This is a genomic window from Allobosea sp. 2KB_26, assembly GCF_052115715.1.
Taxonomy (GTDB): domain Bacteria; phylum Pseudomonadota; class Alphaproteobacteria; order Rhizobiales; family Beijerinckiaceae; genus Allobosea.
Window position 1 is genome coordinate 204,035 of sequence record NZ_JBFRHE010000007.1, and the last position, 14,813, is coordinate 218,847.

The 14,813-nt window shown below is 67.1% G+C and carries 13 protein-coding genes and 1 riboswitch; of the genes, 6 read left to right on the forward strand and 7 right to left on the reverse strand.

The window, feature by feature from the left end:
* Window positions 1–5 precede the first annotated feature (5 nt).
* The 6 genes from AB4099_RS20030 to AB4099_RS20055 are packed head-to-tail and all read left to right on the forward strand — an operon-like array spanning window position 6 to window position 6,229.
* Window positions 6–1,016, forward strand: coding sequence for an ABC transporter ATP-binding protein (locus tag AB4099_RS20030; RefSeq protein WP_441479439.1), 1,011 nt, complete (start codon window positions 6–8; stop codon window positions 1,014–1,016).
* A complete protein-coding gene (locus tag AB4099_RS20035) occupies window positions 1,013–2,005 on the forward strand; it encodes an ABC transporter ATP-binding protein (protein ID WP_441479349.1) in 993 nt (330 codons plus the stop codon). Before AB4099_RS20030 ends, AB4099_RS20035 begins: the two co-directional genes overlap by 4 nt.
* On the forward strand, window positions 2,005–2,940 hold the full coding sequence (locus AB4099_RS20040) for an ABC transporter permease (RefSeq protein ID WP_069880364.1): 936 nt from the start codon (window positions 2,005–2,007) through the stop codon (window positions 2,938–2,940). The genes AB4099_RS20035 and AB4099_RS20040 overlap by 1 nt, the downstream gene beginning before the upstream one ends.
* A gap of 1 nt (window position 2,941) precedes the next feature.
* Window positions 2,942–3,817 carry an ABC transporter permease gene (locus AB4099_RS20045; protein ID WP_441479350.1) on the forward strand — a complete coding sequence of 292 codons (876 nt, stop codon included), beginning with the start codon at window positions 2,942–2,944 and terminating at the stop codon, window positions 3,815–3,817.
* A gap of 16 nt (window positions 3,818–3,833) precedes the next feature.
* Window positions 3,834–4,757 carry a sugar phosphate isomerase/epimerase family protein gene (locus AB4099_RS20050; RefSeq protein WP_441479351.1) on the forward strand — a complete coding sequence of 308 codons (924 nt, stop codon included), beginning with the start codon at window positions 3,834–3,836 and terminating at the stop codon, window positions 4,755–4,757.
* Entirely contained in the window at window positions 4,754–6,229 is a 1,476-nt protein-coding gene (locus tag AB4099_RS20055; protein ID WP_441479352.1) for an alkaline phosphatase family protein, read from the forward strand. The genes AB4099_RS20050 and AB4099_RS20055 overlap by 4 nt, the downstream gene beginning before the upstream one ends.
* A gap of 208 nt (window positions 6,230–6,437) precedes the next feature.
* Here the strand turns inward: AB4099_RS20055 and AB4099_RS20060 are convergent, their stop codons facing one another.
* The 7 genes from AB4099_RS20060 to AB4099_RS20090 all read right to left on the reverse strand — a co-directional run bounded on the left by AB4099_RS20060 (window position 6,438) and on the right by AB4099_RS20090 (window position 14,812).
* Entirely contained in the window at window positions 6,438–7,478 is a 1,041-nt protein-coding gene (locus AB4099_RS20060) for a DUF6925 family protein (protein ID WP_441479353.1), read from the reverse strand.
* Window positions 7,465–8,265 (reverse strand): ABC transporter ATP-binding protein, encoded by an 801-nt coding sequence (locus tag AB4099_RS20065; protein ID WP_441479354.1) that lies wholly within the window; start codon window positions 8,263–8,265, stop codon window positions 7,465–7,467. Before AB4099_RS20065 ends, AB4099_RS20060 begins: the two co-directional genes overlap by 14 nt.
* Window positions 8,265–9,290, reverse strand: a complete 1,026-nt coding sequence (locus AB4099_RS20070; RefSeq protein WP_441479355.1) for a FecCD family ABC transporter permease — start codon at window positions 9,288–9,290, stop codon at window positions 8,265–8,267. The genes AB4099_RS20065 and AB4099_RS20070 overlap by 1 nt, the downstream gene beginning before the upstream one ends.
* Window positions 9,287–10,153, reverse strand: a complete 867-nt coding sequence (locus AB4099_RS20075; protein ID WP_113515884.1) for an ABC transporter substrate-binding protein — start codon at window positions 10,151–10,153, stop codon at window positions 9,287–9,289. Before AB4099_RS20075 ends, AB4099_RS20070 begins: the two co-directional genes overlap by 4 nt.
* Entirely contained in the window at window positions 10,150–12,093 is a 1,944-nt protein-coding gene (locus AB4099_RS20080; RefSeq protein ID WP_441479356.1) for a TonB-dependent receptor plug domain-containing protein, read from the reverse strand. Before AB4099_RS20080 ends, AB4099_RS20075 begins: the two co-directional genes overlap by 4 nt.
* 120 nt (window positions 12,094–12,213) lie before the next feature.
* Window positions 12,214–12,414: riboswitch (cobalamin riboswitch) on the reverse strand.
* A gap of 17 nt (window positions 12,415–12,431) precedes the next feature.
* Window positions 12,432–12,608, reverse strand: coding sequence for a cbb3-type cytochrome oxidase assembly protein CcoS (gene ccoS / locus AB4099_RS20085; RefSeq protein ID WP_113515886.1), 177 nt, complete (start codon window positions 12,606–12,608; stop codon window positions 12,432–12,434).
* Entirely contained in the window at window positions 12,605–14,812 is a 2,208-nt protein-coding gene (locus AB4099_RS20090; protein ID WP_441479357.1) for a heavy metal translocating P-type ATPase, read from the reverse strand. The genes ccoS and AB4099_RS20090 overlap by 4 nt, the downstream gene beginning before the upstream one ends.
* Between the last annotated feature and the right edge of the window lies 1 nt (window position 14,813).

Here is a 14,813-nt window from a genome sequence, read left to right on the forward strand (position 1 = left end):
GCGTAATGTTGGACAGGTTCGGCACCGTTGCTGACCCGCTGGTCGAGATCAACGGGCTGACGGTCGCCTTCGACGGCGTGAAGGTGCTGCACGGCATCGATCTCTCGGTCGCACGCGGCGAGGCGGTCGGCCTGGTCGGCGAGTCCGGCTGCGGCAAATCGGTGACCTGGCTGGCTGCCCTCGGCCTCCTGCCGAAGAAGGCGAGCGTCTCCGGCAATGTCAGGCTGGGCAGCACGGAACTGATCGACGCCGAACCGGACGTGCTGGACACGGTGCGCGGCGGGCGCATTGCCATGATCTTTCAGGATCCGGCGAGTGCGCTCAACCCCGTCCTTCGCCTTGGCAAGCAGGTGGGCGAGGCTCTGGCGCTGCATGGCGGCCTCTCCGGGGCGGCGATCAAGGCAGAAGCAAGACGCCTGTTCGATCTCGTCGGGATTCCAGACGCGGCGCGCCGCCTCGACGCCTTCCCGCATGAGCTCTCGGGTGGCCAGAATCAGCGCGTGATGATCGCCATGGCGCTCGCCGGCAAGCCCGACCTGCTCGTAGCCGACGAGCCGACCACGGCGCTCGATGCCACTATCCAGGCGCAGATCCTCGAGCTGTTGACCAAGATCCGGCGCGAGACTGACATGGCACTGGTGCTGATCAGCCATGATCTCGGCGTGATATCGCAGACCTGCGACCGGGTCTGCGTGATGTATGCCGGGCGGATCATCGAGACCGCCGAGGCTCAGTCGCTGTTCGACGAGCCGCTGCATCCCTATACGCAGGGCTTGATCGCCGCGCTGCCGCCGCTGGAAGGCGTGCGTCGCAGGCTCGACCCGATCGAGGGCAATGTGCCCGAGCCCTGGAATCTGCCGCCCGGCTGCGCCTTCGCACCACGCTGCCCGCGACGGGGAGAGGCCTGCGATGCTGGCGTACCGCCCCTGGCCTGGAAGGCGCCGGGGCGCTTTGCGGCCTGCATCAAGGCGCTTCAAGCGGAACCTGTCCGTCCGCGGGAGCCGGTCTACGCATGACGTCTCCCTTGCTTCAGACGCGAAATGTCGCGCGCTGCTACGGCATGCGCAAAGGCCTGCTTGGCCGCTCCGTCGAGGTGCGCGCCGTCGATGGCGTCTCGCTGACGGTCGAACGCGGCCGGACACTTGGCCTTGTCGGCGAATCCGGCTCCGGAAAATCAACCACGGGCCGGCTCGCGCTCGGGCTCGAGAAGCCCGATGCGGGGGATGTTCTGTTCAAGGGCGCCGCCATGCCCGGCACGGACAGCTTGGCCTGGCGCCAGATGCGCGCGCGCATGCAGATGATCTACCAGGACCCGCTCGGCGCGCTCGACCGGCGCCTCCAGATCGTCGAACAGGTGCGAGAGCCCTTCGACGTGCATGGGCTTGGCCAGCCGAAGGAGCGCGAGGCGCTGGCCTTCGCGTTGCTGCAATCGGTCGGCCTGCGCGCCGACCAGGGCCGGCGCTACCCGCATGAACTCTCCGGGGGACAGCGCCAGCGCGCGGTCATCGCCCGCGCGCTGGCCACCAAGCCGGACCTCCTGGTCTGCGACGAGCCGGTCTCGGCGCTCGACGTCTCGATCCAGGCCCAGGTGATCAATCTCCTGGTCGATATCCAGCAGGAACTCGGCCTCGGTCTGCTGTTCATCAGCCACGATCTCAAGGTGATCAGGCAGGTCAGCCATCGCGTCGCGGTGATGTATCTCGGCCGGATCGTCGAAGAGGGCGAGGCCGACCTGCTGCTTTCCAACCCGGCACATCCCTATACCGAGGCGCTGGTCTCGGCCGCGCCGGTGCCCGGCCGCCGCACGCGCCCCCGGATCGTGCTGCAGGGCGACCCGCCGAACCCCGCGGCGCGCCCCTCGGGATGTGCCTTCCACCCCCGCTGTCATGCGGCACGCGAGCGCTGCAAGGTCGAGAGCCCGTTGCTGAAGCCGATGCCGGATGGCCGGCTTGCTGCTTGCCATGTTGCGCATGACCAGGCCAATTTCCTGAAGGCTGCGAGCTGATGCTGCGTTTCTTCTTTCTGCGTCTCGGTCGCGCGGCACTGACCGTTGCCCTCGTCGTGACCTTCGCCTTCGTGGTGCTGAGGCTTTCCGGCGATCCGGCGCTGATCATCATGAGCGTGGATGCTCCGCCTGAGGCCATCGCCGCCTTCCGCAAGGCCTGGGGCCTCGATGATCCGATCTGGCTGCAATATCTGCGCTATTTCTCGGCGATCGGGCAGGGTGAGCTTGGCCAGTCGATGCGCGATGGCCGGCCGGCTCTCGAGCTCGTCGCCGAGCGCATCCCCGCCACTCTGGCGCTGACCCTGCCGGCGCTTGCGCTCAAGCTCGGCATCGGCATCCCCGCCGGCATCTATGCCTCCCTGCATCGCGACAGCCTGATCGACCGCATCGTTATGGTCACGGCAGTCGCCGGCTTCACAGTGCCGAGCTTCGTCCTCGGCCTGGTGCTTGTGCTGATCTTCTCGGTCCAGCTCGGCTGGCTGCCCTCCGGCGGCCAGGAGAGCTGGCGCCACGCCATCCTGCCGGTGCTGACGCTTGGCATTGGCGGCGCGGCGGTGCTTGCCCGCTTTACCCGCAGCGCCATGCTCGAGGTGCTCGGCCAATCCTATATCCGAACGGCCAGCGCCAAGGGTGTTCCGTGGCCTGCCGTGGTGCGCGGCCACGCGCTGCCCAACGCGGCAGTCCCGACCGTTACGATCGTCGGCTTCATGGTCGGCAGCCTGATCGCCGGCGCGGTGGTGGTCGAGAGCGTGTTCTCCTGGCCGGGCGTCGGGCGGCTGTTGGTGGTGTCGGTCGCCAATCGCGATCTTGCCATCGTGCAGTGCATCCTCCTCCTGGTCGCAATCACCATGGTCAGCGCAAATCTGATCGTCGATCTGCTTTACGGCGTGCTCGATCCACGCCTGCGCAGCGGCGCCAAGGCGGGAGCGCATTGAGATGGCCGATATCACAGCTGCCGGCGCCACCCCTGCCTCCGTCGACAAGGCTGCGCCGCAGCCGAAGAACCGCATCCCGCTGCTGGTCTGGTTCGGGCTGATCTGGATCGGCTTCATCCTGATCGTGGCGCTGACGGCGGACTGGATCACGCCCTATCGCTTCACGGCCTACGACCTGCGCAATCGGCTTTCGCCGCCCGGCCATGTGCTGCACTGGCTCGGTACCGACGAACTCGGCCGCGATGTGCTCTCGCGCCTGATCGTTTCGATCCGCATCTCGCTGCTGGTCGCCTTCGGTGCGACCGTGATCTCGGCGGTGTTCGGCACGGTGATGGGCTTTCTCGCCGCGCATTTCCGCGGCTGGGTCGAGCAGTTCGTGTTGATGCTGGCCGATTTCCAGGCAGCCATGCCTTTCCTGATCCTGGCGCTCTCGGTGCTTGCCTTCTTCGGCAATGCGCTGCCGCTCTTCATCGGGTTGATGGGGCTCTATGGCTGGGAGCGCTATGCCCGGATCTCGCGCGGCCTGGCGATCTCGGCAGGGGCGCAGGGCTATGCTGGCGCGGTGCGCCAGATCGGGGCAAGCCCGGCGCGCGTCTACCTGCGCCATATCCTGCCGAATATCGCCTCGACGCTGATCGTCTCGATGACGCTGACCTTTCCCGAGGTCATCCTGCTCGAGAGCGGGCTCTCCTTCCTGGGGCTCGGCGTTCAGCCTCCGATGACGAGCCTCGGAAACATGGTCGGCTATGGCCGCGAATATCTGACCCGTGCCCCCTGGATCATGCTCGCGCCAGCCTGCACCATCGTGCTGACGACGCTGGCGGTGAGTCTCGTCGGCGACTGGCTGCGCGATCGGCTCGATCCGACCCTGCGCTGATCCTTGGAGAGACAACATGCATCCCAATGGCGTCCGCGGTTTCGGCATCACGGCTCCGCGCCCGAAGAGCGATCTCTCCGATTTTGCGGCGATCCTCGACAAGGTCGAGACGCTTGGCGTCGAGTCGACGGAATTGCCGATCTTCGACATGGACCTGATCATCGGGGGGCGCATCCGCCGTCCGCATCTCGATCTGCTCAAGCGAGCTTGTGCCGGGCGCAAGCTCGCCTATTCCGCGCATGGTCCGCTGGCGATCAATTTCTTCGATGATCCCGCCCGCCTGCCGCGCCATTTCGAGGTGCTGAAAGCCTCGCTCGAGATCGCGGCCGAGGTCGGCGCGGTCCATTACGTCATGCATTCCGGCGTCATGCCGGCCCAGCCCGGCGAGGTGGTCGAGGCTGCCTATGATCGCCAGCGTGAGTGGCTGTCGAGGGCCGGAGATGTGGCGCGCGAGCTCGAGCTCCTGCTTTGCGTCGAGACCATGTTCGGTGGCCACCACGGCAGGATGCACGCCTCGATGCCGTCGCGGCTCGCCGAGGAGCTCGTCGAGATCGGCCACTCCCATGTCTGGGCGACGCTCGATTTCAGCCATTCCTATTTACGCACGGGCTATTTCGGAGGCGACTATCTCTGCGAGATCAAGGCGCTTGCCCCTCTCGCCAAGCATCTGCATGTCCACGATTCCTTCGGCCGGGCTGATGCGATCGAGACCTACAGCCTGAGCGAGAAGCTCGCCTTCGGACACGGCGACCTGCACCTGCCGGTCGGCTGGGGCGATATTCCCTGGGAGGAGCTGATGGAGGCCTGCGTCTTCCCGGACGGCGTCCTCTTCAACATCGAGCTCAATCCGCGTTTCTGGTACGCGGCCGAGGAGTGCGTGACCGCGACCCGGGCGCTTGCGATGCAGGCGCTGACCAGCGGCTTGAGGAAGAGCGCATGAGGGATCCCGCCAAGGCCGCAGCCGCCCGCGTCGTCATCTGCGTCTTCGACGGCCTGCGTCCCGACTTCATCCGGCCGGAGCTGATGCCGAACCTGGCGCGTTTCACAGGGCAGGGCACGTGGTTTCGCGAGGCGCGCAGCGTGTTTCCGTCGATGACGCGCGTGGCCACCACGTCGATCGCGACCGGTGCGCCGCCAAAGGTGCACGGCGTCGTCGGCAACGCCTTCCTGTTTCCCGAGGTGACGCGCGAGCATGCGCTCGACATGAGCCGTGCCGACGATATCGCGCTGGCGGAGGTTGCGACCGGAGGAGGCCTTGTCGAGGCCGAGAGCTTCGGCGATGTGCTGGCGAAGGCCGGCAAGCGGCTCGCCGTGGTCCATACCGGTTCGGCCGGCTCTGCCTACCTGATCAATCCGCGTGCCAGGGCCAACGGCCACTGGACCTTCTCGATCCTCGGGCGCGAGCACAGCCAGACGCCGGACGCGGTGGACGAGATCGTCGCGCGCTTCGGGGCGCTGCCGCCGCGCAGCCTGCCGCGCTTCGAGGAAATCGATTACGCTGAGCGGGTGCTGCGCGAGCATGTGCTGGCCGAGATGAAGCCCGACGTCGCGCTGATCTGGTTCAATGAGCCCGACACGTCCTTCCATTACCGCTTTCTCGGCTCGCCCGAGACGCTTGCGGTGCTCAGACATGTCGATGCCGCCTTCGGCAGGCTGCTTGAATGGATCGAGGGGCAGCCCGATGCCGAGCGCTACGCCGTCGTCGCGGCCTCGGATCACGGCCAGATTTCGACCAAGGGCGAGCTCGCTCTCTCCGAGTTGCTGCGTGGGCAAGGCCATGCCGGTCGCCGTGCCGCCGAGCGCACGCTGGCCGGCGCCAGCTTCTCGATGACGGGCGGAAATATGGGGGAAATCCGCATCCTCGAGGGAGGAGCGTCCCGGCGCGACGCGATTGCCGCCTGGCTCCGGGAGCAGGACTTCCTGGGCATGCTCTTCTCGAAGGCCCGCAACGAGGTCGAGGGCGAGGTCGAGGGAAGTTTTGCGCTCTCGCTGGTCGATCTCGACCATGCTCGCCAGCCCGATCTCGTCTACGTCCTGCGCTCCGGCGACGAGCCGGACAGCTATGGCAATCCCGGGCTCGGGCTCCTGACCAAGTTCGATGTGCCGGTCGGCGGCGGCATGCATGGCGGACTCAACCGGCACGAACTCAACACCGTTCTGGCCGTCCGCGGGGGCGGCTTCGAGCCCGGCGCGAAGGATGTCTGCGCTTGCGGCATCATCGATATCGGCCCGACCGTGCTCGGCCTGCTCGGCCTTTCACCGGCACGGACGATGCTGGGCCGGAATCTGGCGCTGCCGGCGACGGAGCAGCGGACCCGTTCGTTCGAGACCGGCGCCGGCGGGTTCCGTCAGCGCCTCGAACGCGCTGACCGCAAGGGATCGCGCATCATCCTCTCCGGCGCGCGAGGCTGACCTTGGGGTGGGAGCGCTTTCCGCTCCTGCACGAAGGGCATCGACGCGAAACGTCCCGCCCCTTCGAAATGCTTGCCGTCGTGCCAGTCGTACCAGCCACCGGGATGCGTGGGCAGGCAGAGTTAGCGCTCCGTCTCGCCTTCCTTCAGCATCGGGGCGACCACGAGATTGAAGCCGAGGGCGCCAAGCTCAGGGATGTTTTGCCACCTCAGCTCGCATGGCCATAGGCATCGGCCGCGTCATCCGCGCCAGCGTCCTCCGCCCCGGCACCATCTGCCCACCGTTCATCATGAGCGGCGATCCAGGCGGGAAGTCCAGGCATAGCTCCGCCGGACGCCGCGAGTTGGCGCAATGTCGCCCGCAGGGCGTGGCGGGCAAAGCGATCCTGCGGCGCGCCAACGGCTGACGGAGTGGCTCCTGCGGCCACGGCCGCGAGCACGCTCTGCTTCAACCGGACCAGCTCGGCATCGCCATAACGCATCAGCAGGTCCTGGAATTGCTTCTGGGCGGTCGCATCGAACGGCGTCGGCCGGCCCATCGCATCCTTGACCGGATGTGCCGGCACGAGATGAGCGCAGGGCACGAGTCCCGCCGGGACGGGCTCCGTAGCGGCATGCGTTCGGCCGGACCGCATCAGCTTGGGCAGGACATGGGTATGCGGCCCCTCGGGGCTCTTGCCGTCTGCCGGGGGGATTGGCTGGTAGACTTCACAACGGCCGAAACGGGTGATGAAGACGCGATGCGGCCCGGCTGCGACGATGGCGGCCATTGCGGTGTTGCCGGCCTCGAAGAGGGGGCGGCCGCATGCGGCGCGCAAGGCTGCGATCAGCCCCGGGGCGCAGGTTCGGATGCAGATATCGACCTGCAAGGTATCGAGACCCATGTCGAAGAGGATGCCCTCGCGATCCTGCTCGCGCAGCGCGTCGCCGTCGGGGCCGAGCTCGGTCAGGACGATACGCCGGTTCATCGCACAGGCTTTCTCAGGCAGGCAGAGCGCGATGCGGTGGTTCCAGCTCAGGCCGGTCGCGGATTCCGATGCGAAGGGCGTCACGCCGGTCAGATTGCGAAAGCCAATGCCGCCGCGCGCAGTCGTCGCCGCAAGGAGATGAGTCTTATCAGTGAGCTCAACGGGTTCGTTCAAATCGCGCATGAACTCGGCAATGGCGCCAAAGGTACCGAGATTCCATTGCGAGGCTGGATTGGGGAGATGGGCACGCAGGAGAGCGCGGATGTCGTCAGGGGCTGTCATGTCGCGACTGTTCCGATGTGAGGCGCCGCCAGGGCAGCAGGTAGGGTGCGCCGGCTTCCGAACCGCGGGCGGCGGTAATGCCGAATACGGCAGCAAGATTGGCGTCGCTGAGGACGGTTCCGGGTGAACCATCGGCAATGAGCTTGCCGCGATCGAGCAGGATGAGGCGATCGCAGAAACGCGCGGCCAGCGTCAGGTCATGCAGAATGACCGCCACGCCGGTGCCGCCGGCAGCGGTCCGGTGCAGAAGCTCCATGACCTCGAGTTGGTGCAGCGGGTCGAGCGCCGCCAGAGGTTCGTCGGCGAGCAGGATCGGTGCTTCGACGGCGAGCGCACGCGCCAGCAGCACGCGCATGCGCTCTCCGCCGGAGAGCGTCTCTACTGTCCTGTCGGCGAACGCCGTGGCGTCGGCCGCTGCCATGGCGCGCGTGATTGCGGCGCGATCGGCCTCGTTCTCGCCGGCAAAGGGCTGGCGATGCGGCAGGCGCCCAAGTCCGACGAGGGCCTCCGCGCGCATCGACCAGTGTACCGCGCCGCCCTGCGCAAGGAAGGCGATGCGCCGTGCCAGTTCCTTGCGCCCGAGCGTCTTGGCGGTCAGCCCGTCATAGCGCACCTCGCCGAAATCGGGGGTGACGAGGTCGGTGAGCACGCGTAGCAAGGTCGTCTTGCCGGCACCGTTGGGGCCGATCAGCCCGACCATTTCGCCCGCCGAGAGCGCGATATCGATGTCGCGCAGGATCGGTTTTGCCCCGAGCGTGAGCGAAATTCCTGAGGCTTCGATCTTCATCAGACCTCCCGTCGCAGGCGATGGATCAGGTGGAACAGGAATGGCGCTCCGATCAGCGCCGTCACCACACCGAGCTTCAGCTCGGGCCGGATCGGGGCGAGGCGCAGAGCGGTATCGGCGGCGAGCGTCAGGATCGCTCCGCCAAAACCGCTGACGAGCAGCAGCCGACCCGGTCGGTTGCCGACCAGCGGACGCAGCAGATGCGGCACGACGAGACCGACGAAGCCGATCGCACCGGTGACCGCGACCGCGCTACCGACGGCGAGTGCAGCTCCGCCGGTCAGTCGGGCGCGCAGCCAGGTCAGATCGAAGCCGAGACTCTTGGCGGTGTCCTCACCCAAGGTGAGGGCGTCGAGCGCAGGCGCCGTCAAAAGCAGCAGCAGCCAGCCCAGGAGCATCGGCGGCAGCACGAGCCAGACATGGAGCAGGCTGCGGTCAGCAAGGGAGCCCATCAGCCAGAAGACGATTTCCAGTGCGGCATAGGGATTTGGCGCGAGGTTGAGCGCAAGCGCGGTCATCGCGCCGGCGAAGCTGTTGATCGCAACGCCGGCGAGGATCAACGTCATCGTTCCGGCGCCGCGCCCCAGGAAGGCATAGAGCAGAAGCGTTGCCAGTGCCGCGCCAGCCATGCCGCCCAAGGGGAGGGCGAGCGCCATCGTCGCCGACAAGCCGCTATAGAAGACCACGACCGCGCCGAAGGCGGCGGCGCTCGAAATTCCGAGGATTCCGGGTTCGGCGAGGGGATTGCGCAGCAGGCCCTGCATCGCGGCGCCCGCAAGCCCGAGGCTGAAGCCGACAAGGGCGCCGAGCAGCGCGCGCGGCAGGCGGAGTTCGACAAGGACAAGGGCCGGCAGGGTCTTCCGCCCGGCGAGGGCGTCGGAGAGGGCCGCCTCGATGTCGAGTGGTGCATAGCCCACCGCCATGGAAACGAGCATCATGGTCAGCATCAACACGGCCAGGATGACAACGAGGCGCGCCAGCTTCGGCGTCGTCGCTCCTGCCCTGTCCTGAACCGCCAGTGTCATGAGCGCGATCCTTGCTTGCGGGAGGCGGCAAGCAGCTCGATCGCATCGAGCACGGCCGGTCCGGCGCAGGTCCAGAGTTTCGAGGGGAGGGCGACGAGCCTGACCCGCTCGCCGAGCTTCGTCAGGAGCGGATGATGAAGGATCTCATGGGCGAGCGAGGGTGGCCCGCCCGGCGTGGTGTTCAGGATCAGCATGTCGGCCCGTCCGAGAGCGACCGTCTCCAGCGCGATCTGGCCGTAATTGTCGATGCCGAGCTCGGCAGCGAGATTGGTCAGGCCCGCGCGGGTCAGGATCTCGTCCACCAGGGAGCCGCGCCCGACGGTGAAACCGTTCGGCCTCAGGACCAGCGCCCTGGTATGGCCCGCGATTGGGTTGGCGGCGAGCGCTTCGAGGCGCCGGTCGATCGCCGCGATCAGGGCCGCGCCGCGTTCGGCCTCGCCGAGCAAGACCGCCATCTCGGTGATCTGGGCACGCATTTCAGCGAGATTGCGCGGCACCCCGAATTCACGGACGGGCACGCCGGCCTTCTTCAGCAGCGCGACCGTGCTGCGCGTCGTGTAGGCGCCGGCGATGATCAGGTCGGGCTTGTAGCTCAGCACCTCCTCCACCAGGCCGTGATTGGCCGGGATGGTCTGGGCCATCTCGGCCATGTTGGCGTTGCGCGGGTCCTGGGAGAGCCAGGTGACTGAAGCGATGCGCTCGCGCTCGGCGAGCCGCAGCACCAATTCGTCCGTGCACATGTTGAGCGAGACGATACGGGATGGCTTTGCCGGGGTTTCAGCGGCCGGCAGGCCGCCAAAACCGAGCAAGAGGCCGAGCGCGAGGGCGCCGCCGGCCATCGCGCGGGCGGCCCAGCCCTTCACAGCGTTACCTTCAGGCCGCCATAGGCGCCCAGACCCGGTACCAGGAAGCCGACCGGGTTCTCGTAGCGCCTGTCCAGCAGGTTATCGATGCGGCCGAATACACTGAGCCTGTCCGTCGCCTTGTACTCGGCGGCGAGGTTGACGATGGCCGCGCCCGGCGCCCGCATGCGCGAGATCGAGAAGTCACGGTTTCCGTCGACGCGCTCACCCACATAGATCAGCGTCGCCGAAAGGGTGAGCTTGTCAACCGGGATCCAGCTCGCTGTCACGCTGGCCTTGTGACGGGGACGGCGCAGCAGTTCCTGTCGGGCGATGTCGTCCTTGGCGATGGTGAAGGTGTAGTCGGCCCGCACCTTGAACTGCGGCGAGATTTCGAGCGCGGCAAAGGCCTCGACGCCCTTGGTCGTGGCCTTGCCGATATTGGCATAGGAGTTCCGCGCCACGTTGGTGACGATCAGGTTCTCGATGTCGTTGTGGAAATAGGTGGCGCCGAACCGGACCTTGTCAGCGAGCAAGGGCTGCTCGAAGCCGAGATCCCAGCCGCGGCTTTCCTCCGGCTTCAGGTTGGGATTGCCGAAGAAGTTGAAGGCCGGTCGAGAATCGCTGAAGCGCTCGCTCAGGGTCGGGGCCTTGAACCCCGTGCCGTAGCTCGCCTTCAGCTTGGTTTCGGTCCCCGGCACGATATAGGCTGGCGCGAAGCGATAGGTCGTGTGGCCGCCAAAGGTCTCGTCATCGTCGTAGCGGATGTTCGAGACCATGAAGAGCCGGTCGCCGAAATTCGACTGCAGTTCGGCAAAGGCGCCCGTATTGCCGTTGGATGCCGTGAGCGCGCGGGTTTCCAGCCGCTCGCGCTCGTATTGCAGGCCCATCACGAGGGTCTGGCCCTTCATCAGCTCCAGGTCGCCGCGCCAGTCGACCTTGGTGCGTTCGCCGAGATTCTCCGTCGGCAGGCCGAGGATACCAATCGCATTCGGCGTGCGGCCGGTGCGGTCCTGATTGCTGTAGGACAGGCCGAAGCGATTGACGAAGCGCCCACCAAGCGGATCCCAGACGACCTCTCCGCGGGTGAAGGCCTGCTTGTAGTCCTGGCTGCTGCGGAAGCTGCTGGGCGTGCTCGGAAAGCCGGAATCGCCGGTGAAGAGCAGGTAGCCGTCAGTGTAGCGGCCGACCCAGTTCAGAGACAGCGTATCGGACAGCGCGACGCCGAACCGGGCCGAATAGGTCCAATTGTCGTAGGAATTCGGGTTGATGCGGCGCCCCGGCGGCACGAGCCCGGGAGGCGTCACCGGGGTCGAATCCGATTTGAAATGGGCGATGCTGAGGGCGTAGTTGAAGCGGTCATCGCCGCCGCTGAGGCCGACCGACTGGTTGAAGGTGCCGTATGAGCCGGCCTCGGCGCGGGCTGTCAGCTTCGGCGGACCCTCGCCACGCTTGGTGGTGATCGAGATGACGCCGCCCAGCGCGTTGGCGCCGTAGAGGCCGCTTTGCGGTCCGCGCAGCACTTCGATGCGCTCGATGTCGTCGGTCAGCAGCGAGCCGAAATCGAAGGAGCGGTTCGGGGTCGACGGGTCGTTGGCCTCGATGCCGTCGATTAATACCTTGACGTGGTTGGAGTTAGTGCCGCGGATGAAGACCGAGGTCAGCCCGCCCGGCCCGCCGGTCTGCACGATATTGAGGCCGGGAACGGCGGCGAGCGCCTGCGGCAGGGTCCGGCGCTGCTCGCGCTCGATGTCACCGGCAGTGATGACGGTCACGGAATTGGCGATCTCGCGCGCTGGCGTGGGTCGCGTCGTCGCGCTGACGACGATTTCGTCGAGGGCAATCGAGCCGGTGGCTGACTGGGCCGAGGCCTCTCTGGCGGGGAGGGAGCCGGCGGAGACAAGGAGCGGCAGGGTGATGAGCAGCCGGCTGCGCCGGGCAACCTTGGGAGGACGGATCACGATGGGACCTCGGGCGTTGACGTCTGTGGCACGTCACCGCGAACGCGAGGCCCCGTCCGCTGCCCTTAGCCAGCGTGCAGTTCAACAAGCGATCGAAACACCCCGTCCGAACGTGTTCGCGTGTGACCACGGCTGACGGCAGGTCTCCTGGCTCGCGGGTCGGTGCCTTGTCGCCGCCTTCCCAGGTCCGAGGGCCCCAGTGGCGTGTGGCGAAAGGCTCGCCGCTTACAGTTGCGGGGGCAGCCACGGCATTGAATGGCGAACCATCCGCACCGCGTTCCCTTTTGATCCCCTAAGGGAACCGTCGCTGGCGAGGTAAGGCCGGAATGGCCGCTGCGTCAATGATCGTTGGTGCGGGTGTCCCCAGGCGAACGCAGGTCGTCATCCCTCAAAATGCGCCAGCTCGGTCCCTCGAGATCGCTGAACTGGCCGGTGCGCATGCACCAGAAGAAGGCCGCCAACCCCAGCAGTCCGAGACCGAGCGCCAGGGGGAACAGGATCACCAGGATATTCATGCCGCCACTCCCGTATTCTGCCGCGGCAGGCCGCGTCCCGCGCGCAGCGCGTTGAGCGTGACCACCAGTGACGAGCCCGACATCGCGACGGCTGCGACGAGCGGCGTCGCGAAGCCCGCGACGGCAATCGGCACCGCGACGGCATTGTACAGCACCGCAAACCAGAGGTTTTCCAGCATGAGGTTGCGCGCCCTGCGGGCGATGCGCAGGCTGTCTGCGACCGGCATCAGGCTGTCGCCGATGAAGACGATGTCGGCCGAAGCCTGCGCCAGGTCGGTCGCGCTGATCGGCGAGATCGAGACATGGGCCTTGGCAAGCGCCGGAGCGTCGTTGAGCCCGTCGCCGATCATCAGCGCCTTGCGCCCCTTGGCGCTGAGTCGGTCGAGCGCCTTGAGCTTCTCGTCGGGACGCAGGCCGGCTTCCGCCTTCGTGATGCCGAGGGCCGAGGCGACCGGCGCGACAGCTTCGCTTCGGTCGCCGGAGAGAATGCGGATCTCGAGGCCGAGGCCGCGCAGCGCGGCGATACAGTCGCGCGCCTCCGGCCGGATCTTCTGATCGACCGCGAAGACGGCGCATTCATTGCCATGGCGCCAGGCGATCAGGGAGGCTGCGGGATGGCGCGCGGCGACGATGGCGGCTTCGGCCCCGGCCTCGCAATAGGTGACGCTGCCGAGACGGGTCTCGATCCCATCCACGATCGCGCTCAGGCCTGCGCCGTGATTCTCGCTGACATCGCTCGCAGGAGCAGGATGGCCGGCGGCACGGGCGATGGCGCGGGCGAGGGGGTGGCGGCTCGCGGCCGCCAGCCTGCCCGCCGCCTGCAAGGTTGCGGCATCGATCTCGGCGCCATTGACCAGATCGGGATCCGGCAGCGTGAGGGTGCCGGTCTTGTCGAAGACAGCGACATCGGCTTCGGCCAGGCGCTCCAGCGCGTCGCCCTGCTTCAGCATGACCTTGCGCCTGAACAGGGCAGAGGCGGCAACGACCTGCACAGCCGGAATCGCCAGCCCCAGCGCGCAGGGGCAGGTGATGATCAGGACGGTGATGGCGATGATCAGTGCTTCGGGCCAGGGCAGACCGAAGGCCATCCAGCCCAGCAGGGTCGCGAGCGCCGTGGCGTGGACGAGAGGGGCGTAGAGCCTAGCCGCCCGATCCGAAAGCTTGACATAGCGCGAGCGGCTTTCGACCGCGCGCGCCATCAGGGCATCGATCTCGTCGAGCAGGGTGCCACTGGCTGCGGCCTCGACCTTGACGGTCAGGGCCCCGGAGAGGTTCACGGTACCGGCATAGACCTGCGCGCCGGCCATGACGGCATGCGGCAGGGTTTCACCGGTGACGAGGCTCTGGTCGATCTCGGAGGAGCCGGTCTCGATGATGCCATCGACACTGACGCGCTCGCCCGGCTGGATCAGGACGCGGTCGCCGGGCACGATGGCCGCGATCGGCGTCACCATCGCCTCGCCATTCGGCAGTAGCCGGGTCGCGGTTTCCGCCTTCAACGCAGCAAGATTGCCAGCGAGGTCGCGCGTGCGGCGGCGCATCAGCTGGTCGAGATAGCGCCCGATCAGCAGGAAGAAGATCAGCATCACCGCGCCGTCGAAATAGGCATGCTCGGCGTGGTTCCAGGTCACCACCACCGACATGCCGAGCGCGAGCACGATGCCGAGCGTGATCGGCACGTCCATGTTGACGGCGCCGGCTCGCAGAGCCCGGAGCGCACTCTCGAAGAAGGGGCGGCCGGCATAGGCGGCGGTCGGCAGGGCAATCAGCGCCGAGAGCCAGTGAAAGAAGTCGCGCGTGACCGGATTGATGTCGCTGCTATTGCCCGACCAGACCGAGACGGAGAGCAGCATGATGTTCATCGAGGCGAAGCCGGCGACGCCGAGATAGCGCAGCAGCCGCCTTTCCTCGCTTGTGTCGTCATCACGTCCGGAGGCGGGCAGGAAGGGGTAGGCCTTGAAGCCAAGCCGGGAGAGGCGCTCGATCACGGCCTCTGGGCGCAGTGCGCCCTCCGTCCATTCCACCGTGACGCGCTTCAGCGCGAGATTGACCCGGGCGCTGAGGATACCGGTCTCATGGGCAAGGCCGTTCTCGATCGCGTGCATGCAGCCGGCGCAGCGGATGTTCTCCACCGCGAGTTCCATGCCCGCGACCCCGCTTTCGCGATGGCGGACGAAGACGGAGAGATCCTGCTGCGCGGCCACG